Annotated in this window: 17 protein-coding genes; 4 read left to right on the top strand and 13 right to left on the bottom strand. The window is 70.3% G+C overall.

Annotation, left to right across the window (positions count from 1 at the left end):
* Positions 1-1,389: 1,389 nt before the first annotated feature.
* Together ABZX79_RS10555 and ABZX79_RS10550 are read right to left on the bottom strand one after the other, a co-directional pair.
* Complete coding sequence (locus ABZX79_RS10555; RefSeq protein WP_355254267.1) at positions 1,390-1,608, bottom strand: hypothetical protein; 219 nt, start codon at positions 1,606-1,608, stop codon at positions 1,390-1,392.
* A 111-nt stretch (positions 1,609-1,719) separates the two neighbouring features.
* On the bottom strand, positions 1,720-2,565 hold the full coding sequence (locus tag ABZX79_RS10550; RefSeq protein ID WP_355254265.1) for an LLM class F420-dependent oxidoreductase: 846 nt from the start codon (positions 2,563-2,565) through the stop codon (positions 1,720-1,722).
* Between the two features lie 178 nt (positions 2,566-2,743).
* Between ABZX79_RS10550 and ABZX79_RS10545 the strand changes: the two genes are divergently transcribed.
* A complete protein-coding gene (locus ABZX79_RS10545) occupies positions 2,744-4,255 on the top strand; it encodes a CehA/McbA family metallohydrolase (protein WP_355254263.1) in 1,512 nt (503 codons plus the stop codon).
* Positions 4,256-4,406: 151 nt separating this feature from the next.
* Here ABZX79_RS10545 and ABZX79_RS10540 read toward each other — a convergent pair whose 3' ends face one another.
* The 10 genes from ABZX79_RS10540 to ABZX79_RS10495 all read right to left on the bottom strand — a co-directional run bounded on the left by ABZX79_RS10540 (position 4,407) and on the right by ABZX79_RS10495 (position 17,613).
* Positions 4,407-5,795: an FAD-binding oxidoreductase gene (locus tag ABZX79_RS10540; RefSeq protein WP_355254261.1), complete on the bottom strand. Its 1,389-nt coding sequence runs from the start codon at positions 5,793-5,795 to the stop codon at positions 4,407-4,409.
* A gap of 370 nt (positions 5,796-6,165) precedes the next feature.
* Entirely contained in the window at positions 6,166-8,082 is a 1,917-nt protein-coding gene (locus ABZX79_RS10535) for a LuxR C-terminal-related transcriptional regulator (protein WP_355254259.1), read from the bottom strand.
* A gap of 184 nt (positions 8,083-8,266) precedes the next feature.
* Complete coding sequence (locus tag ABZX79_RS10530; protein ID WP_355254257.1) at positions 8,267-9,826, bottom strand: APC family permease; 1,560 nt, start codon at positions 9,824-9,826, stop codon at positions 8,267-8,269.
* Positions 9,827-10,065: 239 nt separating this feature from the next.
* Positions 10,066-11,526: an aldehyde dehydrogenase family protein gene (locus tag ABZX79_RS10525; RefSeq protein WP_355254316.1), complete on the bottom strand. Its 1,461-nt coding sequence runs from the start codon at positions 11,524-11,526 to the stop codon at positions 10,066-10,068.
* An 11-nt stretch (positions 11,527-11,537) separates the two neighbouring features.
* Complete coding sequence (locus ABZX79_RS10520; protein ID WP_355254255.1) at positions 11,538-13,280, bottom strand: D-aminoacylase; 1,743 nt, start codon at positions 13,278-13,280, stop codon at positions 11,538-11,540.
* A gap of 335 nt (positions 13,281-13,615) precedes the next feature.
* Positions 13,616-14,746, bottom strand: a complete 1,131-nt coding sequence (locus ABZX79_RS10515; RefSeq protein WP_355254253.1) for an LLM class flavin-dependent oxidoreductase — start codon at positions 14,744-14,746, stop codon at positions 13,616-13,618.
* A 95-nt stretch (positions 14,747-14,841) separates the two neighbouring features.
* Positions 14,842-15,627 carry a glucose 1-dehydrogenase gene (locus ABZX79_RS10510; RefSeq protein WP_355254251.1) on the bottom strand — a complete coding sequence of 262 codons (786 nt, stop codon included), beginning with the start codon at positions 15,625-15,627 and terminating at the stop codon, positions 14,842-14,844.
* A 12-nt stretch (positions 15,628-15,639) separates the two neighbouring features.
* Positions 15,640-16,560, bottom strand: a complete 921-nt coding sequence (locus ABZX79_RS10505; RefSeq protein ID WP_355254249.1) for an LLM class F420-dependent oxidoreductase — start codon at positions 16,558-16,560, stop codon at positions 15,640-15,642.
* 248 nt (positions 16,561-16,808) lie between these two features.
* On the bottom strand, positions 16,809-17,057 hold the full coding sequence (locus ABZX79_RS10500; RefSeq protein ID WP_355254247.1) for an SCO4226 family nickel-binding protein: 249 nt from the start codon (positions 17,055-17,057) through the stop codon (positions 16,809-16,811).
* A 142-nt stretch (positions 17,058-17,199) separates the two neighbouring features.
* A complete protein-coding gene (locus ABZX79_RS10495; protein WP_355254245.1) occupies positions 17,200-17,613 on the bottom strand; it encodes a PaaI family thioesterase in 414 nt (137 codons plus the stop codon).
* Positions 17,614-17,845: 232 nt separating this feature from the next.
* Here ABZX79_RS10495 and ABZX79_RS10490 point away from each other — a divergent pair, with 232 nt between their 5' ends.
* Positions 17,846-18,694 (top strand): hypothetical protein, encoded by an 849-nt coding sequence (locus ABZX79_RS10490; protein WP_355254243.1) that lies wholly within the window; start codon positions 17,846-17,848, stop codon positions 18,692-18,694.
* 82 nt (positions 18,695-18,776) lie between these two features.
* Here the strand turns inward: ABZX79_RS10490 and ABZX79_RS10485 are convergent, their stop codons facing one another.
* Positions 18,777-19,997 (bottom strand): amidohydrolase family protein, encoded by a 1,221-nt coding sequence (locus ABZX79_RS10485; RefSeq protein ID WP_355254241.1) that lies wholly within the window; start codon positions 19,995-19,997, stop codon positions 18,777-18,779.
* A 169-nt stretch (positions 19,998-20,166) separates the two neighbouring features.
* Here ABZX79_RS10485 and ABZX79_RS10480 point away from each other — a divergent pair, with 169 nt between their 5' ends.
* Positions 20,167-23,208 (top strand): BTAD domain-containing putative transcriptional regulator, encoded by a 3,042-nt coding sequence (locus ABZX79_RS10480; protein ID WP_355254239.1) that lies wholly within the window; start codon positions 20,167-20,169, stop codon positions 23,206-23,208.
* A gap of 211 nt (positions 23,209-23,419) precedes the next feature.
* Positions 23,420-23,581: a hypothetical protein gene (locus ABZX79_RS10475; protein WP_355254237.1), complete on the top strand. Its 162-nt coding sequence runs from the start codon at positions 23,420-23,422 to the stop codon at positions 23,579-23,581.
* Positions 23,582-24,183: the final 602 nt, after the last annotated feature.

Here is a 24,183-nt window from a genome sequence, read left to right as displayed (position 1 = left end):
TACACCCCAGACTGCCGCCCGCGACCAGTACGAGCAGCCCGAAACGGGGTCACGCCACCCCGCGGACCAGCCACTTCAAGATGGCGGAGCTTCAGTGATGGTCGCAAGCGAGTCGCGTTCCGACGCCCGGAAGAAGCCGTTGCTGCGACTCAACCCCACGCACGGCGATGACGGAACGCTGCGGGGGCCGAGGCGGTGGCGGCTGCCGGGCTGGCTGACGAGCCGCCGCCCCATCCACTCCTGCCGCACCAGCAGAACCTGCTGCCCCGACAGTCGCCCTGTTCGGTCTCGCCCGGCTTTCTGCCAATGGGCCGAAACGCTAGCGCGAGGGTTTGAAGCGATACGGCGGAGACGGGTGGGACTGGAGGGGAATTGGGATTCGCCAAGTGGTGGGTTAGTCGCGTTCCGATGCTTCGACTGAAGCCCATCCACGACCAGCGGGACTGCTGTGGGCGAGACACCGGCTCATGGCGGCGCACCGGACCGCAGGGGTCGCGCTCGACGGCACACCGCGCGTCGACTGGGGCAGGTGAAGCAGTCGTGGTCGCTGGGGTTTGTGGGCCGTCGGGCATCGCCATCTGGTGGATTAGGTGCACGCCGAAGTCCGAGCCGGGCTGTTGACGCGCAACGAAACCGGCATGTGACACATGTCGAGCCCTTCCCGATGCTCCGAAAGTAGGGCAAATAGGATGCCCTGGTTCGTCTTCTGCCGGGTTCGTCCCATCCACCTGGTTAATAACCGGGACCGATCCCCAGCCGTGACCGTCGTACCGGCCGCAGCCCGTTTCCGGCCGTACCGTCAGCAGGACTGCCTGCCACTGGACGCCCCTCCACCCATCCACATCAGCCACCCGCTCGAGGCTCCACCGATCACCGGCCGGGGTGGACGCCACACCCGGCCGAGTCACCCCATTCAACTGTCGCGCCCTACCCACGCAGCTCAGGAATCCGCAGGTCGACCCGGTCGGTCGGCCGTCCACCTGCGTGGGTGCTCGTGTGCGTGGGAATGGGCATGTCGCACCAGCGGCCGTTCCTGCAGTCGCTGAGGCTGGGGCCGCGCCGCCCCAGAGACCTCGTGCGCCCCAGCCACTCAGCCGCAAGCCACCGAGCCGGGCCGCGCCCATCCCCCAGCTCCCGTGCAGGGCGTTTTTCTTTGGGCCGTCCCCGTACAAGCGTTAGCGGTGGGCCGGGGCGGCGGGTCAAGGGGAGCCCGCAGGGCTCTCGCGCAGCGACGCGACCGCAGGGAGCGCCCTTGACGCGGCGTCACGGCCCACCGACACTCGAGCGCTCAGGGACGGCCCGAAACCCCCAGAAGCAAGCCTTGGTTCGGCTCAGCGGCCGTGGGTTCAGGAGCTCAGAGGAGGGCTAGGTCACCCCGTCGCGGTGTCGTCACGGTGCCGACATCGAGCTGAAGACTACGAAGCCCAGCACCATGCCGATGGCCAGGCCCGCTCCCGCGACGATCAGGCCCGTCACCGCCAGCGGTTCGTCCTTCGACTTGGCGATTCCGCCGAAGACCAGGCCGAGGATGCCGAACAGCGGCGGGCAGAAGAACAGCGCTACCACGCCGAAAACGATCGCGACGATGCTGAATGGGCTTTTCTGCATGTGCGTAGCCTCTCCCCCGAGGTGCCGGCCGCAGGGCCGGGCGCTGTCCATGCCGAGATGGCCAAGGTAGCGGCGACCGGGCGCCTCGCACAGAGGGGCGGGCCGTTCTGGTCAGATAAACCTCGCGTACTCATCCAGTACGCGAAGGACCTCCGCCTCGCCCGCAGGCGGCAGTTGCAGCACCACCTCCGTGATGCCCAGGTCCGCGAAGTGCGCCAGCTTCCCCGGGCTGGGTTTCACCGCGTACGGGACCACTTGCAGGGACTCCGGGTCGCGCCCCGCCTCCTCCCACGCCGTACGCAGCACCGGCACGGACTCCGTCAGGCCCCGGCCGCCGATCGGGAGCCACCCGTCCGCGTACTCCGCGATGTGGGCGAACAGCTTCGGGCCCGCCGCCCCGCCCACCAGCGTGCGCGGGCCGGTCACCGGGCCTCGTGGCTTCTGCACCGGCTTCGGGTGGGCGTATGACGCGCGTACCGTGCCGAACTCGCCCTCGTACGCCGTCGGTTCCTCCGCCCACAGCGCCCGCATCAGCGCCATCCGGTCCCGCGTCCGCTCGCGACGCGTGGCCCACTCGACGCCGTGGTCTGCGGCCTCCTCCTTGTTCCAGCCGTAGCCCACACCAAACGTGAAGCGGCCGCCGGAAAGGTGGTCCAAAGTCGCGATCTGCTTGGCCAGGTCGATCGGGTCGTGCTGGGCGACCAGCGTGATGCCGGTGCCGAGGCCCAGGCGTTCGGTGACCGCGGCGGCCTGGCCGAGAGCGACGAAGGGGTCGAGCGTACGACCGTACTCACGCGGGAGTTCGCCGCCCGCCGGATACGCGGACTCCCGCGAGACCGGGATGTGGGTGTGCTCGGGCAGGTAGAGGCCGGCGAATCCGCGCTCCTCCAGCTCGCGCGCGAGCCGTACCGGCGTGATCGTCTCGTCGGTGAGAAAGATCGTGGTGGCGATGCGCATGCGGGAGCTCCTCATCGTCGTGACCTCGGCCAGCCTGTCTGTCTGTGGGCCGACCCACGAGCGTCAAACTACGTCCTGCCGTACGTTGGCGCACCCCTTCCGTTGCAGGGGCGTTCACGGCTCAATATCAGGGTTTCTGTACGCACCATCACGCCAACACGCCAACGGAGATACCGGCATGACGGGTTCTACGACTGGACCGACGCGACGCCAACTGTTCGTGACCGGAGCGGCCGCCACCCTTACCTTGGGCAGCGTGACCTTCGCGAATGCCGCGCCCGCCGACGGCGAGGAGACCACGACCGTACGCGGCACACTCCCGCCAGGGTCCCCCGACTACGTCTACCTGCCCGTCGAAGTACCGCGCGGCGTGCGCGAGATCGCCGTGTCGTACACGTACGAGAAGACGCCCGTGCCCACCGGCACTCAGGGCAACGCCCTCGACATCGGCATCTTCGACGAGCGCGGCACCGACCTCGGCGGTCGCGGCTTCCGCGGGTGGTCCGGCGGGGCTCGTACGGAGTTCTTCGTACGAGCCGACGCCGCCACGCCCGGTTACATCCCCGGCCCGGTGCGCGCCGGGACCTGGAACATCGTGCTGGGTCCGTACACGACCGCGCCCGAGGGTCTGCCGTACGCCGTGACCATCACCCTGCGGTACGGCGCCCCGGGCAAGACCCCCGCGCCCGTCTATCCGCCCGAGCGCGCCAAGGGGCGGGGGCGCGGCTGGTACCGGGGCGACTGCCACCTTCACTCCGTGTACTCCGACGGACGGCGCACCCCGGGCGAGATCGCCGCGGCCGCCCGTGCCGCCGGGCTGGACTTCATCAACACCAGCGAGCACAACAACCACTCCGCGCACAGCGCCTGGGAGCGGCTGTGGGGTGACGACCTGTTGATCCTCACCGGTGAGGAAGTCACCACCCGTAATGGTCATGTCGTCGCCGTCGCCACCGACCCTGGCACCTTCATCGACTGGCGCTACCGCGCCCGCGACAACCGCTTCGGGCACTTCGCCCGCGAGATCCGCCGCGCGGGCGGCCTCGTCGTACCCGCGCACCCGCACGCCTCCTGCATCGGGTGCAACTGGAAGTTCGGCTTCGGGGACGCGGATGCCGTGGAGGTGTGGAACGGGCCGTACACCCCGGAGGACGAGATCGCCCTCGCGTCCTGGGACAACACCCTGGTCGACGGAGCCGGCGGCCGCGGCTGGACACCGGCCATGGGCAACAGCGACGCCCACCGCGAGCCGCAGCTCGTCGGTATGCCGCAGACCGTGGTGCTGGCCGACGACCTGACCCGCGAGGCGATCCTCGACGGCATACGAGCCGGACACTCCTACATCGCCGAGTCCTCGTCCGTGTCGCTCACCTTCGGCGCCTCAGGCGGCCGCGCCCGCCACGCCGGCATCGGTGACCGGCTGGACGTCGACGCCGGCACCCCCGTGACCGTCCGCCTGGAAGTCACCGGCGCGCCCGGCTGCACCGCCCACTTCGTCACCGACCAGGGCACGCTCCACACCGCGCCGCTGCCGGAATCCGGCGCGGGCACGGTGGAGTGGCGTACGACGCCGCAGTACGCGACGTACGTACGGGCGGAAGTCCGCCACGCACCGAAGGTGCCCGGCCTGCCTGGACCACTGGCGGCACTGACGAATCCCATCTTCCTAACCAGTGAGAACCAGGGGTGAGAACCAGAGGAACCAGGGGAACTAAGTGAAGTCCCAGCTGCCCGCGAATGTACGGTCCTGCTGGCCGAAAGCGGCGACCCCTCCCACGCGATCCTGAGCACGACGCCCACCGCTATGGCCGCACTGCTCCTGCACATCAAGGCCGAGGGCGTCATGGCGCGATGTTGTGGTTGATGCGGAACACGTTCTGCGGGTCGTACTGGCGCTTGATCGCACGCAACCGGTCGTAGTTCTGCCGGTAGTTGGTACGCACCCGGTCCTGGTCGTCGGCGCCGAGGAAGTTGATGTAGCCGGCCTCCTCGGTGTGCGGGCGCAGCGCCGCGTCGTACTCACGGGTCCAGGCGATGTTGTGCTCGGTGTCGGCGGGGTCGGCGTAACTGGCCCCGAAGGCGGCCGAGAAGGTGGCGTCGCGGTAGGCGAACGCGGTGTCCTCGCCGCCGACGCGGTGGCAGGCGCCGTCGATCGGGAAGATGACGGTGTCGCTCTCCATCGACGGAATCGTCGCGCCGTACGTCATGTGGACGTCGATGGCGCCGTCGGTCAGTTCGCGGCTGAAGTTGCCCTTCCAGTAGTGGTAGAGGCCTGGCGGCAGGTCCTCGTCGAAGAGGGTGTTGATCACGGGGTACGGCATGCGGTCGACGTACTGGCCGATGACCGGACCCAGTGCGTCCAGGCGGCCGCGGGCCGTGTCGTCCTTGTCTGTGGGGCCGGTGAAGCAGGTGAGGACGGCGCACACGGGGCGGCCGTGCCAGCGTTCGGGCAGGAACGGGAGCTGTGGGCCGAGAAGGACAGCGAAGAGGGAGTTGAACTCCTCCGGGGCCTCGGCGTTCATGTCCCGCCAGCGGCGCGCGACGTCGCCGTCGAGCGGGTAGAAGGTGGGGCCGCCGAGGATGTCGCTCACCGGGTGCAGCCGGAACTTGAAGGAGGTGACGATGCCGTAGTTGCCGCCTCCGCCGCGCAGGGCCCAGAAGAGGTCGGGGTGGTGCTGGTCGGCGTCGCAGGTGAGGAGGGTGCCTTCGGCAGTCACGACGTCGGCGGAGATGAGGTTGTCGCAGGACAGGCCGTATCGGCGGGAGAGGTGTCCCATACCGCCGCCGAGCGTGAGGCCGCCGACCCCGGTGGTGGAGACGACCCCGCCAGTGGTGGCGAGACCGAAGGCGTGGGTGGCGTGGTTGAAGTCGCCCCAGGTGCAGCCGCCCTCGGCGCGGGCGGTACGGGCCTCGGGGTCCACGCGGACGGCGCGCATCCGGGACAGGTCGGCGACGACACCGCCGTCGCAGGTTCCGTATCCGGCGACCGCGTGGCTGCCGCCTCGGACCGCGAGGGGGAGGTCGTGGTCGCGGGCGAAGCGTACGGCGGCGATGACGTCGGCGGCGTTGGCGGCGCGGACGACGACGGCCGGGGTGCGGTCGTGGATGGCGTTGTAGACGCGGCGCGCCTCGTCGTACGCCGGGTCGGCGGGGGTGATGACGTCGCCGTGCACGGTGGCGCGCAGCAGGTCCAGGGCCAGGTCGGTGGGCTGGGTGGTCAGCGTTGTCATGGCGGGCACCGGCTTTCTGGGAGCGCGAGGAGTGGCTTCATACGTCCGTTGTACGCCGGGGGTGTGCGGCGGGCATCGCATGGACCACCCACTTCGGCCGGGGCCGGACATGGGCAGAACGGCCTATGGGACGCGGGCGGGGGCGTTGCCGCTGCGCGGGGCTCTTTCCCCGACCCGCCCCTTCCCGCTGAGACACTTTGCGGCTCCGCCGCGTGAGGGGCTCCGCCCCAGACCCCGCTCCTCAAACGCCGGAGGGGCTGGATAGTGCCGCTGAGCGGGCAAATCCAGTCCGTCCGGGGCCTGGGGGCTTGCCCCCAGTTCGGGAAGGGGCGGGTCGGGGAACAAGCCCCGCGCAGCGGCGCCGGCGGTGTCAGGTCAGGCCGTGGGAGTAGGCGTAGGCCGTGGCGGCGGTGCGGGAGGTTACGTTCAGCTTGGCGAAGATGTTGTTCAGGTGACGGGCCACGGTGTGCTCGCTGATCACCAGCTCGCGCGCGATGTCCCGGTTCGTGCCGCCCGCCGCCACCAGCCGTAGTACCTCGCATTCCCGTGGGGTGAGGCCCCCGGGCAGCGCCTCGTGTCTCTCGCCCAGCAGAGCCGCCGCGCGCCGGGCGTCGGGAACGGCGCCGAGTTGCTCGAAGGTGGTCCGGGCGGCCCGGAGCTCCAGCCGGGCTGCCTCGTCGTCACCGGCCGCCCGGTCGGCGGCGGCGAGCAGCATCCGTACCTGCGCGGCCTCGTACGGGATCCGCAGCTCCAGCCAGCCCGCCAGCGCCCGGCGCAGCGGCCGCAACGCCTCGTCGGGGTCCCGGGCGCCGTGCCGCGCGAGTGCGAGCGCGCCGCGGGCCGTGTCGGCCATGGCGCTCAGCAGGGTGGCAGCGGAGGCCGGGGGGCCGCCGACGGCGAGTGCCTCCAGCTCCGCGACCGCGGAGGCGGCGCCGTCCACATCACCCACGGCCAGGGCCACCTCCGTCTGGGCGGCCCGCAGCCGGGCGCGTCCCAGCAGGTCGGGCGGCGCGTCGTGCTGGCAGGCGAGGGCCAGCCGCAGGCCGGTTACGGCGGCGTCGGCCTTTCCCTGGGCCAGGCGTAGCAGGGCGAGGCCGGGCTGGGGGATACGTCCGAGTTCGTGGGCGTGCGCGTACGAGACGGCGGCGGCGTCGAGGTGGCCTCGGCGCCGCATGATCTCGCCGACCGCGTAGTGGGCCGCCGCGGCGGCTTCGAGGGAGTCCGGCAGCACCTCCTCGCAGACCCGCTCGGCCTCGGCGGCCGCGAGAGACCAGGCGCCGCGCAGGTCGAGCACCTCGACGTGGTGCACGCGGCAGAGCCCGCGGAAGGGGTTGTCCGTGAGGGGTCCGACCACCGCACCTGTTTCCGCCGCGCCCGGTGCGGAGCCTCCCGTACCCGTGGCGCCTGGATCCGCAACGCCCACGCGCATTGCGCCCGCCCGCGTTACGCCCATACCCGTGGCGCCCGCACCCGTGGCGCCCGCAACGCCCCCACCAGCCGTACCCGCGCCCGCGCCCGTACCCGCGCCCGTACCCTGCGCTGCCCGCTCCCCGCCCCCCGGCGGCGTCGCGTGCTGCGACCACGGGACGGAGCACCAGGCCATCGCGGCGTCGGTCCATTCGACGGCGCGGCCGAAGTCCGCCGCCGCCATGCACTGGTTGAGCCCCATGCAGTAGAGCCAGCCGGTGAACATGCCGCTCAGCTCGCCCGCCGTAACCGCGCACATCACGTCGTCCAGCAGGGCCAGGCCCTCTGCCGTCCGGCCGTCCGCGAGCAGCACCGCCGCGTGCGCCTGGCGGCTCAGGGCGATGAGGTCGGGGCTGCCGGAGTGCCGGGCGATGCGGTACATCCGGCGGGCGGCGGCCAGTGCGGCTGCGGGGTCGCGGTTCGCTTGCGCCTCTTCCGAATCCGTCCAGGCGAGGAAGCACTGCTCGGGGCACTCCGGTTCGTGCTCCAGGTGGTGGCGGGCCCGGTGCAGCCAACCTGCGGCCGCGGCGGGACGCCCCAGCTCGCGGTACTCGAAGTACAGCCACCAGGCGGCACAGCCGGCCCGGCGGTGGTCTCCGGCGGCGGCGTACCCAGCATGGGCGCGCAGGCGGGCGTCGACCGACTCGTCCACGTGACCGGCCCACCACGCGGCGTCGGCCAGCGTGTCGAGGTCCTCGGGGGCGAGAGCGCGCGGGGCGTGGCCGTCGAGGGCGCGCAGCAGGACGTACGCCTCGGCCCAGGACTCCCGGGCCGCCGCGTCCCGCGCCCGCTCGACGGAGGGGGCCTCCTGGACGGCCATGGCCGCTCCCTTTCCTCCCGGTCCCCCGGTCCTCCCAGAATATGGGCGGCCCGGCACGCACGCCCAGTGTGGTGGTCGCCGGCTCGCGGCGGCACGACAGACAAACAGGTCAGGGGGAGCCGTATACGGCTCCCCCTGACCTGTGACTCATGTACGTCGGTCCGACTGGTCCGACTGGCCCGGACTAGTCCTCGACGACGAGCGCCGGGGTGTCCTGCGTCAGCACCTCGCCGCGGAAGAACGCCGGGCTGACGCGCTGCATGGCGAACATGAGCACCGCACCGAGCAGCAGCAGGCCGACGCCGATCACGAAGACCGAACCCATCCCGAAGAGCGAGCTGCCGCTGCCGTACGCCGGGTCCCACATGTCGTACAGCGTCTGGCCGAAGACGGCGGTGAGCATCAGGGCGCCGACGCCCGGGAAGATGCCCTTGACCATCAGGTTGCGCGCCGACTTGCGCAGCTCGCGGCGGAAGTACCAGACGCAGGCGAAGGCGGTGATCGCGTAGTAGAAGCAGATCATCAGACCGAGCGCGTAGATCGTGTCGACGAGGACGTTCTCACTGAGCATGGTCATCGTCGCGTAGAAGACGCCGGTGGCGAGGCCCGCGACGACGGTCGCGCGACCAGGCGTCTTGAAGCGCGGGTGCACCTTCGAGAAGGAGGCCGGCATGGCCTTGTACGTGCTCATCGCCAGGGCGGTGCGCGCGACCGGGATGAAGGTGGTCTGCAGGCTCGCGGCGGCGGAGGCGACGACCGCGAGGAAGAGCAGGATGCCCAGCCCGGAGCCCATGATCGGTTCGGCGAGGACCGCGAAGACGTTGTCCGAGGTCTCCGGGTTGCCGAGGCCGGTGCCCTTCTCGCCGACGCCGGCGTACATCTGCGCGGCGATGGCGACCATCAGGTACGAGACGACGATCACGATCATGGCGAGCGTCGCGGCGCGGCCGGGCGTCTTGGCGCTGCCGGTGCTCTCCTCGTTGATCGACAGGCAGGCGTCCCAGCCCCAGTAGATGAAGATCGAGAGGGACAGACCCGCGGTGAAGGCGGCGAAGGACTCGACCGCGAAGGGGTTCATCCAGGACCAGGAGAAGTCGATCGAGTTGGCGACCTCGCCGGACTTGGTGAGCGCCATGTAGACGAACATCAGGAGTACCGCGAGCTGCAGCCCAACCAGGGTGTACTGGACCCACTTGGTGGCGGTGATACCGCGGTAGCTGATCGCCGTGGCGATGGCGATGAAGGCCAGCGTGGTGAGGATGTGGGCGGCCTTGTTGTCGTCCAGCGCGGCGACGTCCGCACTGCCGGTCAGCTCACCCAGGAGCAAGTAGAAGAAGGATGTCGCGACGCCCGCGAGGTTCGAGAGCACCACGATGGTGGCGACCAGCAGGCCCCAGCCGCACATCCAGCCGATACGAGGCCCGAAGGCCTTCACCGACCAGGTGAAGGAGGTGCCGCAGTCGGGTATGGCCTTGTTCAGCTCGCGGTATGCGAAGGCCACCAGCAGCATCGGCAGGAACCCTGCGAGGAAGACTGCGGGCATCTGCAGTCCGACCTCGGCGACCGTGGGGCCCAGCGTGGCAGTGAGGCAGTAAACAGGGGCAACGGTGGAGATGCCGATGACGGCGTTGCCCATAAGCCCGACGGAGTTCCCGCCCAGGCCCTTCTCGCGTACGCCGCCCTCCACCGAGGGGGCGCCGCTTACCGTGTCTCCGGCCTGGGGCCGTGTATCCACATGAGTCATAAGCGCGACGTTAACGGCTGCGCTTTCCACATCCGGAGCACTTGACTCCGCTCCAAAGATCCTTGCATTCGGCGGTGTCGGACGACTCATTGGTTGAGTATTGAAGGTCGTGAGCAACTCACGGGCGGCCATTGCCAGGCCAATTGCAGAAACTTCCACGCTACGGAAACCGCAACACTGTCCGTTATGCCCGTTTCAAAAGTTTCCCGTACGTCTTTCCGGAGGGCCCATCCGGTTCATCAGGTCCAGACGATCGCCTGCGTCTCGCCGTACGCGTGCAGCGCGTACGAGCCGACATCCCGCCCCACTCCGCTCTTCTTGAACCCGCCGAACGGCGCCTCCATGTTCCTTCCGACGGTGTTCACCCCGACCCCGCCGGCCCGCAGCCGCCGCGCCACGCGGAAGGCGCGGGCCATATCCCCCGACCAGACGTAGTCGATCAGCCCGTAGTCGCTGTCGTTGGCGAGCGCGACCGCTTCCTCCTCGTCGCCGTCGAAGGGGACGACCACGACGACCGGCCCGAAGATCTCCTCGCGGACGACGCGCATGTCGTTCGTACAGTCGGCAAAAAGAGTCGGCGCCACATAGAACCCCTTCTCGTACGACGGACGCTCGCCGCCCGCGACCAGCCGGGCGCCCTCCTTCTTGCCCAGCTCGATGTACGACTCGACGCGGTCGCGATGGGCGGCCGAGATCACCGGGCCGACGACCGTGCCCGGGGCTGCCGGATCGCCCACCGTGAGGGAACCGACGTAACCGGTCAGCTTCTCCACCAGCCGGTCGTAGATCCCGCGCTGTGCGATCACGCGGGTCGGGGCGGTGCAGATCTGGCCGCTGTAGAAGGAGAACGTCGTCCCTATCCCCATCACGGCGGAGTCGAGGTCGGCGTCGTCGAACACGACCGCCGCACCCTTCCCGCCCAGCTCCATGAGCTGACGCTTCATGCCGCGCCCGCAGACTTCGGCGATGCGCTGTCCGACCGCCGTGGACCCGGTGAAGCTGACCATGTCGACGTCCGGCGAGTCGACGGCGGCCTCACCGACGGCGGGCGCTGAGCCGGTGACGACGTTCACCACACCGGGCGGAACTCCGGCCTCCGCCAACGCCGCCGCCATGCGGTAGACGGACAGCGGGTCCTGCGGGGCGGGCTTCACGACGACGGTGTTGCCCATGGCCAGCGCGGGCGCGACCTTGCCAGCCGCGTTGGCCCAGGGGTTGTTGTACGAGGTGATGCAGGTGACGACGCCGACCGGCTGGCGGACGGCCAGGGCGCCGAAGATCCCCGCCTTCCCCATCGGCCCCGCCGGATTGACCTGCGGCGGCAGCCCGGTCTCGACCGGCTCCAGCGCCCCGCGCGCGTACCGCCGGAAGCGGGCAGCCCCCACCGCCACCTGCATGCCGAGCGCGGTCGCGGTGGTGGCGCCGGTCTCGGCGCGGGCGAGTTCGGCGTACGCCGCCGAGTCGCGCTGGATGAGGTCGGCGGCCCGGTCGAGGATCGCGGCGCGCTCCTCGGGGGCGGTGCGGGACCAGGCCGGGAAGGCGGCCCTGGCGGCGGAAGCGGCGGCGTACACCTGCCGGCGGCTCGCCTCCGGGGCCGGCCCGACCACTTCCTCCGTGGCCGGGTTGACCACCTCGTAGTGGCCGCCGTCCGGCTCGGTCCACTCGCCGCCGATGAACAGCCGCTCGGCGCCGCCCTTCACCTGGTCGCCCTTCACTTGGTCGCCACCGTCCTCGTGTCCCGGCCCGAGCGCAGCACCGTGCCCGGCACCGCCCCGGTGACCTGGTCGTCGCGTATCGCCTCGACGCCGTTGACGCGTACGGACACGACGCCGATCGCCTTCGAGTCGAGCCGCGGACTGTCGCCGGGCAGGTCGTGCACCAGCGTGGCCGGGCCCGCCTCGATCTGCTCCGGGTCGAAGAGGACGAGGTCCGCGTGGAAGCCCTCCTCTATACGTCCGCGCTCGCGCAGCCCGAAGAGCTGGGCGGGGTCGTCGGTCAGCATCTTCACGGCCTGTTCGAGTGACACCAGTTTTCGGCCGCGCAGGCAGTCGCCGATGAAGCGGGTCGTGTACGGCGCCCCGCACATCCGGTCCAGGTGGGCCCCGGCGTCGGAGCCGCCGAGCAGAACGTCCTCGTGCTGCCAGGTGCGCTGCCGCAGTTCCCAGCTGGCGGGGTCGTTGTCTGCGGGCATCGGCCACAGGACGGTGCGGAGGCGGTCGTTGGCGCATATTTCGACGAGGCAGTGGAAGGGGTCCTGGCCGCGTTCGGCGGCGATGTCGCGTACGACGCGTCCGCTGAGGCCGGCGTTGGCGTCGGAGTACGTGTCGCCGATGACGTACCGCTCGAAGTTGGCGAGGCGCCGGAAGACGCCGGCCTCCTTGCTGTCGGCGCGGCGCAGCATTTCCCGCCGTACGTCCGCATCGCGCAGCTTCTCGATGCGCTCGGCGACGGGGAGGGCCAGGATGTCGCCCCAGCCGGGGATGAGGTTGAGCGCGCAGAACGTGCCGAGGGACATGTTCATGGGGGTCAGGATCGGCATGGTGAGGGCGACGATCCGGCCGCCGGCCTGCCGGGCGCGTTCGCTGGCCTGCAATTGGCGCGGGACGCGGGTGGGGACTGCCGCGTCGATGGTCAGTACGTTCCAGTTGAGGGGGCGGCCGGCGGCCGTCGTCATCTCGACGAAGAGGTCGATCTCGTCGTCCGTGAACTGGTCGAGGCAGCCGGCGACGATCGCCTCCAGCTGGGTGCCCTCGTGCTGGCCGACGGCCCGGGAGAGGGCGATCAGTTCGGCGGGCTTGGCGTGCCGGGAGGCGACGGGCCGGCCGTCACCGTCGGAGTGGGTGGACGACTGGGTGGTGGAGAGCCCCCAGGCACCGGCGTCCATCGCGTCGTGCAGCAGCTGGAGCATGCGCGCCATCTGCTGCTGGGTGGGCTGCGCGTCGCTGACGGCGTCGGGGCCCATGACGTGGCGGCGCAGGGCGCAGTGGCCGACCATGAAGCCGGCGTTGACGGCGATGCGGCCTTCGAGGGCGTCGAGGTATTCGCCGAAGGTGTGCCAGTTCCAGGGGGCGCCTTCTTCGAGGGCGACGAGGGACATGCCCTCGACCTTCGACATCATGCGGCGCGTGTAGTCGGCGTCCTCGGGGCGGTCGGGGTGCAGGGGGGCGAGGGTGAAGCCGCAGTTGCCGCCGGCGACGGTGGTGACGCCGTGGTTGAGGGACGGGGTGGCGTACGGGTCCCAGAAGAGCTGGGCGTCGTAGTGGGTGTGCGGGTCGACGAACCCGGGGGCGAGTACGAAGCCTTGGGCGTCCTCGCTGGTACGGGCGGCCTCGTCGACGGTGCCGGGCGCGGCGATGACGGCGATACGCCCTTCACGGATGCCTACGTCGGCGACGTACGCGGGGGCGCCGGTGCCGTCCACGACGGTGGCTCCGCGGATGAGGTGGTCGAGCATGGCGGTCCCTTCGGGGAGGAGTGGAAAAGGTGGGTATGGGTGCGGGGTGGGGGCTGCGGGCGTGGGCCGCTGCGCGGAGCTTGTCCCCTACCCGCCCCTTCCCGCTGTGACATTTGCGGCTCCGCCGCGTGGGGGGCAAGCCCCAGCCCCCAGACAAAACGGACGCCCTCCGGGCGTGTCCTCAAACGCCGGACGGGCTGGATTTGCCGCACAGCGGTAAATCTCAGCCCTCCGGCACTTCCAGCCCCTCCGGCGTTTGAGGAGCGGGGCCTGGGGCAGCGCCCCAGTTCGGGAAGGGGCGGGGTGGGGAAAGGGCCCCGCGCAGCGGCAGCCACTCAGCCGCCCGCCGCCGCCCCGCGGAACCGCGTGGTCCGGTGCACCGGATCCGTGTCGATCTTCGGGATGACGTGCTCACCGATCAGCTTGATCGTCGTCTTCGTGTCCTCGGGCGACACCCCGATCGGCAACCCGAACGAAAGCTGATCCGCCCCCGCCTGCTCCCACCGCTCGCACTGCCGCAGCACCTCATCAGGATCCCCGCAGATCATCAGCTCCTCGGCGATGAGCAGCTCGATAATCTCCGCCGAATACTCCGGCAACAGCTCCGGCCACTCCGGAACCCCCTCCGGCCGCGGAAACGTGTCGTGGTACCGGAAGAGCAGCGACTGCAGGTAGTTGAGCCCCCCACTCACCGCGATCTCGACCGCCTTCTCGTGCGTCTCCGCACAAATCGCCGTCGACGTCACCATCACGTTGTCGTTGACGAAGCCCCCCACCGGCTCCGCGTCCTTGACCGCGTTCTTGTACGACTCGACGACCCACTCCATGTCGGAGACCTTCTGCACGCTGAAGCCCAGCACCCCGAGCCCCTTCTTCCCCGCCATGGCGTACGACGACGGCGACCCGGCGGCGTACCACATCGCCGGGTGCGACTTCCCGTACGGCTTCGGCAGTACCTTCCGCGGCGGCAGAGACCAGTGCTTGCCCTGGAAGCCGACGTACTCGTCCTGGAGCCACATCTTGGGAAACTCGGAGATCGTCTCCTCCCAGATCTCCTTGGTGTGGTTCATGTCCGTGATCCCCGGCATGAAGCCGAGAATCTCGTGGCTGCCGGCCCCGCGCCCCGACCCGAACTCGAAGCGCCCCTCCGACAGGTGGTCCAGCATCGCCACCTTCTCGGCGACCTTCACCGGGTGATTCACCGGCGCCAGCGGATTGAAGATCCCCGACCCGAGGTGAATCCGGTCGGTCGCGTGCGCGAGGTACCCGAGGAAGACGTCGTTCGCGGAGAGGTGCGAGTACTCCTCCAGGAAGTGGTGCTCGGAGGCCCAGGCGTACTTGAAGCCGGACTTGTCCGCCTGGATGACGTACTCGGTCTCCTCCATCAGCGCCTTGTGCTCCGCCTCGGGGTCGGCCTTGGCACGCGCGGCCGGCACGTATCCCTGTACAAAGAGCCCGAATTCCACGGTACTCCCCCTCCGGAGAAAACTGACACACCGTCAGTTACGAATATGCACGACTGTTCCACTGCCCCTTCGGACCGTCAATAGCTGATACACCGTCAGAAGAGACTGACGCCCGCCAGCCACCCGCCGTCGATGACGAACGGCTGCCCCGTGATGTACGACGAGTCGTCCCCGGTCAGGAACAGCGCCAGCGCCGCCACCTCCTCCGGCTGCCCGATCCGCCCCATCGGCACGAGCTTCTTGTAGAGCTCCTCCACGGCGGCCTTGGCCTCCACCGGATCGGCCGTCGGATCCAGCGCGGCCGGATTCGTCATCGGCGTGTCCACGGCCCCCGGGCACACCGCGTTCACCCGTATCCTCTTCGCCGCCAGCTCCACGGCCGCGACCCGCGTCAGCCCGAGAATCGCGTGCTTGGTGGCGGCGTACGCACCCACGAAGGCCATGCCCGTGAGAGCGGTGTACGACGCCGTATTGACGATGGTCCCGCCACCGGCCGCCTCGATCTCGGGCGCCACGGTCCTGATCCCCAGAAAGGCGCCCACCTGGTTGACCTGCACCACCTGCTGGAACTCCTCCAGCGGCGTGTTCACCAGCTCGTTGAACCGCAGAATCCCCGCGTTGTTGACCAGCCCGTCGATCTTCCCGAAGGTGCCCTTGGCGGCGGCCACGGCAGCAGCCCAGTCCGCCTCCTGGCTCACATCGAGATGGACGTACGTCGCGACGCTCTCCCCGAGCTCCTTGGCGAGCGCCTCGCCCTGCTCGTCCAGCACATCGGCCAGCACCACCTTCGCGCCTTCGGCCACGAAGAGCCGCGCCTCCTGCTCGCCCTGCCCGCGCGCCGCGCCCGTGATGACGACGACGCGCCCGTCCAGCTTGCCCATGCCAGGTCTCCCTCAGTTCAGGTGCGGGGCCACTTCGGCGGCGAACGCCGCCATCTGGTCGGTCAGTTCGGTGCGACCGCGACTGCGGAACCGCACCTGGATCTGATGCACACCCATCGCGCCGTACGCCCGCAGCGACTCGGCGATCGCCTCCGGCTTCCCGGCCACCGTCCGCCGCCCGACGTCCCAGGCCGCGTCACCGACGTACAGCGGCTCGGTGATGGCGCCGACGGTGAGGGGCCACACGACCCCGGCCTCCTCCCGGATCGCCTTCAGCCTGGCGATCTGCCGCGGCAGCCGGTCGCGCGGATCGCCCTGCGGAAGCCACCCGTCCCCGCGCAAAGCCGCCCGGCGCACGGCGGCGGGCGACGACCCGCCCACCCACACGGGTACGCGGTCCTGCGCCGGGCGCGGCTTCTGCCCGAGCCCGCTGAAGGCGTACCGCTCCCCGGCGAACTCGGGGTATTCGTCCGGCCCCAGCGCTGCCCTGAGCGCGTCGATCGTCTCGTCGAGTACGCCGCCCCGCCCGCCGAAGTCCGCGCCGAGCGCCTCGAACTCCTCCCGCACGTGCCCGGCGCCGACCCCGAGGACCAGCCGCCCGCCGGAGAGGTGGTCGAGCGTCGCGTACTGCTTGGCCGAGGCAAGAGGATGCCGCAGGCCGACGACGGCGACGTGGCTGAGCAGCAGGACGCGCTCGGTGACGCCGGCGAGGAAGGAAAGGGTGGCGACGGGGTCGTACCAAACGGTGCTCATCGCGTCGGCCAGCCGACGAGGGATCGCGACGTGGTCGCAGCTCGCGATGTAGCCGAACCCGCAGCGGTCGGCGGTCCTGGCCACCTCGGCGAGATCCTCCGGCCCGGCCTCGGCCTCCCACGACTCGGCGTAGAGGGTGCTCTGCGACTGGACCGGGAGCTGCATCCCGTACATCACCATGGGAACACCACCTCATCTGATGGGCCGTCATGACTGACCAAGGTGGCCATCGTCGTTCCTGACGGTCCATCAGACAAGAGGCGGGGGCGGGCCGGCTCGCGCACGAGGCCGTTCCGCGCGCACGAGGCCGTTCCGCGCGCACCTGGCCGTTCCGCGCGGCCACAGCACTGCAGCCGCCCGAGCGGCTCCCCTCGGGGGCGCCGTACGAACGGCTGCAGGGCTCGGCCGCGCGATCGGCCGGGGCGCTACTACACGGAAAGCGGCACGGGGTGGATCTCGCTGGCCGGGTGACCGGTTCGCTCGTGGATACGCTTCACCGCATCCGCGGACGGCGCCTCGGAGAGGCAGTACACGACTCCCGCGTCGGGATCGGCCCACGCCCGCTCGAAGTGCACCCCTTCCTCTGCCTCGATCGCCAGGTCTGCCCGGTGTGCCGCCGACAGCTGCTCAGCTGTGATGCCCTTCATGTCGTGGTGGACGTCCATAAAAGTGGTCATCGACCGCCACCTCCCGTCGTCTCGTCGTCTGCTCCTTCCATCGTGCGCCCGCCCCCGCACCGCCGCACCCGCCGGTACGCACGGCGCCCCGGCGAGCACGGAGAGTAAACAGCGCGTGCCTCCCCCTCCCCCTCCCCCCGGGTCATCCGAGCAGCGCGTAGACGACAGAAGCGCGGGCTGCGGGGTCCTGGGATCCGGTGGCGGTCATGCTGATGTCGGCGAAAGCCATGCGCTTGCCCAGTTTGGTGACGCGCGCGTCGAGCACGACGTCCGCGCCGACGACGGCGCGCTGGAAGGACGTCGACTGCTGGACGGTAGTCATTGGAACGAACGCGCCGCGGGCCGCGGACACGGCGATGACGGTCGCGGTGTCCGCGGCGGCCATGAGCGCCTGCCCGGACATGCCCCCGCCCTCCCGGGCCAGCCGGTCCGACCAGGGCAGCCGCAGCACGGCATGGCGCTCGCCGGTTTCAACGACGGCCAGCCCGAGGTCGAGCACCCAGGGAGCGAAGTTGTCGGCGAGGATCTTTTCGGCTTCGGCGAGGGTCAGTGTCATGCGCAGATGATCCCGCCCCGCCCCGGCTGCCACCAGGGGTCGGCCGGTGTGCCGGACCATCGCACAAGTGATCAGATACGTTGGCTTTTCGCATACGCAACGCCCAACGGGGCTGGCCGGTATACGCGGTGAGGTGTTCAGGCTGCGGCCGGCGAAGCCGGGGGCCCGTCTCCGGGGACCGGACCCGGGGCAGTAGCAGCAGAACAGAGCGACAACGGGGGGATCTCGCAGGATGAGTTATCAACAGCCACAGCCACAGCCGGGGCCACAGCCGGGGCCGGGGCCGTACGGGCAGCCGCAGCAGCCAGGGCCGTACGGGGGGTACCCGTACCCGCAGCAGCAGCAACACCAGCCCTTCCCCGGGCAGCCGTACGGCCAGCAGCCGCAGCCGCATCCCGGTGGGTGGGGCGGGCCGCCGCCGATGCCGCCGAAGAAGAGCAACAACGCGCTGATCGTGACCTTGAGCATTATCGGGCTCGTGGTCTTCGCTGTCGTCGCGCGGGTCGCTGTCAACGCGGCCAGCCGTGGCGAAGGGCCCGCCAGTTCCTATCCCGACGCCGAGTACAGGCTCACCTTGCCCAAGACCCTTCTCGGCGGGACGTACACACTGGCCGAGGACCTGTCCAACTCCGCCCCCCAGGAGAGCAGCGGCAGCTGGGACAAGAGCGACATGAAGAATTGGACGGGCGTCGCGGCGCAGTACACCGGGAAGGGCGGCGTCGAGTCCGGAGAGGTTCTCACCCTCTCCGGGTTCTACGGCCAGATCCGGCACCCCGAGGACGCGCGCGCGAGCCTGTTGCGTGGGGCTTCCCAAGGGGAAAACGTGACCCTTGCCGTGCCCGCCGAGGAGATCACACCCGCAGGAGCGGACATGTCGCTGAGCTGCCAGGTGATGACCTCCGACCAGGCCGGGACCAAGGCCACCGTGCCCATGTGCGCATGGGCCGACGACAACACCAGTGCGGTCGTGGCCCAGGTCGGCAAGGACACCGTGTCGCAGGCCCCCGAGGAGGTCGACCTGGAGAAGGTGGCCGCGCGCGTGCTGGAAGTGCGGGATGAGATGCGCCGGCCGCTGGGCTGAGTTTCCCGGGACGCGGCCGGTTCACCCGACACCGCAGTCCCGTCCAGAGGTGAGGAGCGTACGGAGGCCACACCCGATCACATCACTGCCCCGGCCACAGTCCTTCGTCGGTGAGTCCGAGCAGCTCGATCGCGTTCCTCCGTACGATCCGGTCCACCACGTCCGCGTCCAGGTGGCCCATCTGCTGCTCGCCGACCTCCCTGGACTTGGGCCAGGTGGAGTCGGAGTGCGGGTAGTCCGTCTCGTACAGGACATTGCCCACGCCGATCGCGTCGAGGTTCTTCAGGCCGAAGGCGTCGTCGAAGAAGCAGCCGTACACGTGCTGCGTGAAGAGCTCGGAGGGTGGCCGCAGCACCTTGTCGGCCACGCCGCCCCAGCCGCGGTTCTCCTCCCAGACGACATCAGCGCGCTCCAGGATGTACGGAATCCACCCGATCTGCCCCTCGGCGTACATGATCTTCAGGTTCGGGAAGCGCTCGAACTTGCCGCTCATCAGCCAGTCGACCATCGAGAAACAGCAGTTGGCGAAGGTGATCGTCGAGCCGACCGCCGGCGGGGCGTCGGCCGAGGTCGACGGCATCCGGCTCGACGATCCGATGTGCATCGCGATGACCGTTCCGGTCTCGTCACACGCGCGCAGGAAGGGGTCCCACTCGTCGGTGTGGATGGACGGCAGGCCCAGGTGCGGGGGTATTTCGGAGAACGCGACCGCACGGACGCCGCGCGCCGCGTTCCTGCGGACTTCGGCGGCGGCGAGTTCGGCGTCCCAGAGAGGGATGAGCGTGAGCGGTATGAGCCGGCCGCGGGCCTCCGGACCGCACCACTCCTCCACCATCCAGTCGTTGTACGCCCGGACGCCGAGCAGTCCCAGCTCGCGGTCCTTGGCCTCGGTGAACGTCTGGCCGCAGAAGCGCGGGAAGGTGGGGAAGCAGAGGGCCGACTGGACGTGATTGACGTCCATGTCGGCGAGGCGGTCGCGGACGGAGAAGGACCCCGGCCGCATCTGCTCGTACGTGATGACTTCGAGCCTGATCTCGTCCCTGTCGTACCCGACCGCCGTGTCGAGCCTGGTCAGCGGGCGGTGCAGGTCCTCGTACACCCACCAGTCGCCGACCGGCCCGTCATCGCCCTTGGCGCCCATCACGGGGGCGAACTTCCCGCCGAGGAAGGTCATTTCCTTCAGCGGGGCACGGACGATGCGCGGACCGGAATCCTTGTACTTGGACGGGAGCCGGTCCCGCCAGACGTTGGGGGGCTCAACCGTGTGGTCGTCCACCGAGATGATCTCCGGGAAGGTCTCCATACGATCCAAGGTAGCACCGATCTGACGATCCGTCAGCTATACGGGCGTGGGTAGGTAATGGGTAGGCGCCTTCCCGTGCTGACGCATTCGCCATGGACAAGGCAAACTGACTGTTGCGACTGGGCGGTAAGGGCAGACCGCAGGCGGCAGCAGAGGCAGGGGGAGTGCGATGGACGGCGTACCACGGGTCCCGGAGCAGCGGACTCCGGCTTCCGGCCCGCGCCCCGACGAGGGCACTCAGCACAAGAACCAGCACCAGAAGAAACACCAGCGACAACACCAGCAACACCAGCAACACCAGCAACAGCAAGAAATCACCGAGGCCGTGCGCTTCAGCGTGCTCGGTCCCGTCCGTGCCTGGCGCGGCGGCGAATCCCTCAACACCGGCTCACCGCAGCAACGCGCCCTGCTGGCCGCCCTCCTGCTCCGCGACGGCCGCACCGCGACCGCGTCCGAGCTGATCGACGCGATCTGGGGCGAGGAGCCGCCGTCACAGGCCCTGGCGGCGGTACGGACGTACGCCTCCAGGCTGCGCAAGGCGCTGGACCCGGGGGTGCTGGTCAGCGAGTCCGGCGGGTACGCGATACGGCCGGGCTCCGACACCCTCGACCTGGCCGTCGCACAGGAACTGGCCGCCGACGCCGAGAAGTCGCGCGCCTCCGGCGACCGCTGCCAGGCCCGTACGCTGATCAACAAGGCGCTCGGCCTGTGGGACGGCGAACCGCTGGCGTCGGTCCCGGGACCGTACGCCGAGAACCAGCGGGCCCGGCTGGAGGAGTGGCGGCTCCAGCTCACCGAGACCCGCCTCGACCTGGACCTGGAGGTCGGCTGCCACGCGGAGGCGATTTCGGAACTGACGGCGCTGACGGCGGCCCACCCCCTCCGCGAACGCCTGCGCGAACTGCTCATGCTCGCGCTCTACCGCAGCGGCCGTCAGGCGGAAGCCCTCGCCGTATACGCCGATACGCGCCGCCTGCTCGCCGACGAGCTGGGCGTGGACCCGCGCCCCGAACTCTCGCAGCTCCAGCAGCGCATCCTGGAGGCGGACGCGGACCTGGCCCGCCCGGTGGAACCGGCGCCGTCGGCGGCCCCCACGGTCGTACGCCCCGCACAGCTCCCAGCCACCGTCCCGGACTTCACCGGCCGGTCATCCTTCGTACGCGAACTGGGCGACCGCCTGGCCACGGCCGAGACGAGCGTCATGGCGGTGTCGGCGCTGGCCGGGATCGGCGGCGTAGGGAAGACAACCCTCGCGGTGCACGTGGCGCACGCGGCCCGCTCGCACTTCCCGGACGGCCAGCTGTACGTAGACCTGCAAGGCGCCGGCTCGCGGGCAGCCGAGCCAGAAACGGTCCTGGGCGCGTTCCTGCGAGCCCTCGGCACCCCCGACACGTCCATCCCCGACACCCTGGACGAGCGCGCGGCCCTCTACCGCTCGACCCTCGACGGCCGCCGCATCCTGGTCCTGCTCGACAACGCCCGCGACGCATCCCAGATCCGCCCCCTGCTCCCCGGAACCACCGGCTGCGCGGCGCTGGTGACGAGCCGGGCGCGGATGGTGGACCTGGCCGGAGCGCACCTGGTCGACCTCGACGTCATGTCCCCCGAGGAGGCGCTCCAGCTCTTCACAAAAATAGTAGGAGCCGAGCGAGTCGCCTCCGAACGCGAGGCGGCGCTCGACGTCGTAGGCGCGTGCGGCTTCCTCCCCCTGGCCATCCGCATCGCGGCCTCCCGCCTGGCTGCCCGCCGCACGTGGACGGTCTCGGTCCTGGCGGCGAAGCTGGCGGACGAACGCCGCCGCCTGGACGAACTCCAGGCCGGCGACCTGGCCGTAAAGGCGACCTTCGAGCTCGGCTACGGCCAGCTGGAACCGCAGCAGGCCCGCGCCTTCCGCCTCCTGGGCCTGGCGGACGGCCCGGACATCTCGCTGGCCGCGGCGGCGGCCGTACTGGACGAGCCCCTCCAGACCACGGAAGACCTCCTGGAGTCCCTGGTCGACACGTCCCTCCTGGAATCAGCGGCGCCAGGCCGCTACCGCTACCACGACCTGGTCCGCCTCTACGCCCGAGCGTGCGCGGAACGCGACGAACAGCCCCCGGTGGAGCGCGAACGGGCACTCTCCCGCCTCCTGGACTTCTACCTGGCCACGGCGGCGGCGGTGTACGCGCTGGAGCGGCCGGGGGATCGGCTGGCCGACCACCTGGAGCCGACCGATTTTCGAGGCCTCACGTTCCCCGACCGTCACGCCGCGCAGGACTGGCTGTATTCCGAGGCCAACTCCCTGCTGGCGTGCGTACAGCAGTCCTCTGCGCCGGCCATGCTCCGCCGGGCCGTGGACCTGCTGTGGGCGGCCAAGGATCTGGCGGAGTCGGGAGCCAACGCCAAGCAGTACGAGGCGGCGGCCACGGCCGTGCGTGAGAGGGCCCTGGAGTGCGGCGACGTGCGTGCCGAAGGCCGGGCGCTCACCACGCTGACCAATGTCCACCTGGTCGCCGGCCGCTTCGACCAGGCTGATCAGGACGCACAACGCGCGATGCTCCTCGCCGAGGACGCCGGAGACCCGCTGCCCAGCTGCTGGGCCCCCAACGACAGGGGAATCATCGCGATTTACCAGAACCGGCACGCCGACGGCGAGGGGTACCTGAACCAGGCGATCGCCAACTTCCGCCTGGGCAAGAACCGTCCCGGCGAGGCCAGTGCGCTGTGCAACCTGTCCCGCATCCACCTTGCGATGGGACAGACAGTCAGCGCTGTCGACCTCGCCCAGCAGGGCATCGACATCTACGACTCCATGGGGCACTCCCTGCGGGGCGCGAACGGCCGGTACGCCCTGGGTCTGGCGCTCACTCGGTCCGGACAGTTCGCCGATGCCACGGACAGGCTTCTGGAGGCCCTGGATGTATTCCGCGACAGCCGTCAGCGCCTGTGGGAGGGCATGACGCTGTTCCGGATCGCCGAGGTCGATCTCGCAGCGCAGCGACCGGCAGCGGCCGCCGCCCGGGCGGAGCAGGCACTCGCCATCCTGCGGGGCATCGGCGGGGAGTGGCGCCGCGGCAACGTACTCACCGTCCTGGGCCGTGCTCTCCATGGAATCGGTCAGATCGGCCGGGCTCAGGTCTGCTGGCGCGAAGCCGTGGCCATCTACGAGGAATTGGGTTCGCCGGAAGTGGCCGACGTACGGTCACTTCTGGCACCCGTAGCGAGGGCGTAACGCCCCGTACAGGGCGTTCATTGAACGTTTATCGCCGGAGGCCATGCTCGTACCTGTCGATCCGCCGCATCGGGGGCAGACGGATCAACGGGGAAGGCCGCGCACTAAGGTGAACGGCCCTGACTTGCCCGCCCGGCAGTCCACGGGGGAACAGCCGGGCGGGCATCTCCGACCCATCGAGCACAGCAAGCCTCACAGGGGAGCAGACATCATGAGCGAGACGAAGAAGACAGAGCCCGTACTGAAGCCGCAGGACAACCACGCCACGGGCACGGACAACGACGCCATCACAACCATGGACAACCACGCCACGGGCACGGGTGACGTCATTGCTACCCCTGAGGACAACCACGCCACGAGCGAGCCGGCGTAACAAGACCTTCCTGACGGGGAACGGCCGCGGTGGCGCGGAGGGGAGCCACCGCGGCCGCCGCATGTCCGGGGGCCGCCCCCTCGCGACCAAGCCGCGCGGGGGCGGCGGGGGTGGCGGGGGTGGCGGGGCCGGCTTCGGGCGCCCCGGGGCGTTGGTCGCTTCTGCGATGGGGGCCGCCACACGTAAGTGTGGCGCCGGAGCCCCGCCCCTCAAGGGCGCTCCTACGTCGCGTCGCCTGCGGCGATTGCGCTGCGCTACACCCTTGACCGCCGGACCTCCGCCGCAATGCTTCTGGGGGGCGGCCCCCGGGGGGAGCCCACGGGGAAACCCCGGCAAGTGGCCGGCGTGCCGCTGCCGACCGACGGCTGAGTGGGTGGGGCGCGGCAGGTTGAGGAAGCGGCGCGGCCCCAGACTCAGCGGGTGCGGGAACGGCCGCTGGTGGCACATTCCCATTCCGACGCACACGACCACCCACGCCGGTGGCCGGCTGGCCGGTCGGGCCGACGTGCGGACTCATGGTCGTGGCGGGTGGTACGCGACAGTTGAATGGGGCGACGCGGGCGGGTGCGGCGTCCACCCCCACCGGTGGCCGGTTGCACTGC

Source organism: Streptomyces sp. NPDC002994 (genome assembly GCF_040611155.1).
Lineage (GTDB): Bacteria > Actinomycetota > Actinomycetes > Streptomycetales > Streptomycetaceae > Streptomyces.
The sequence above is the reverse complement of the archived record's forward strand: the minus strand, read 5'-3'. Positions and strand labels throughout refer to the sequence as shown.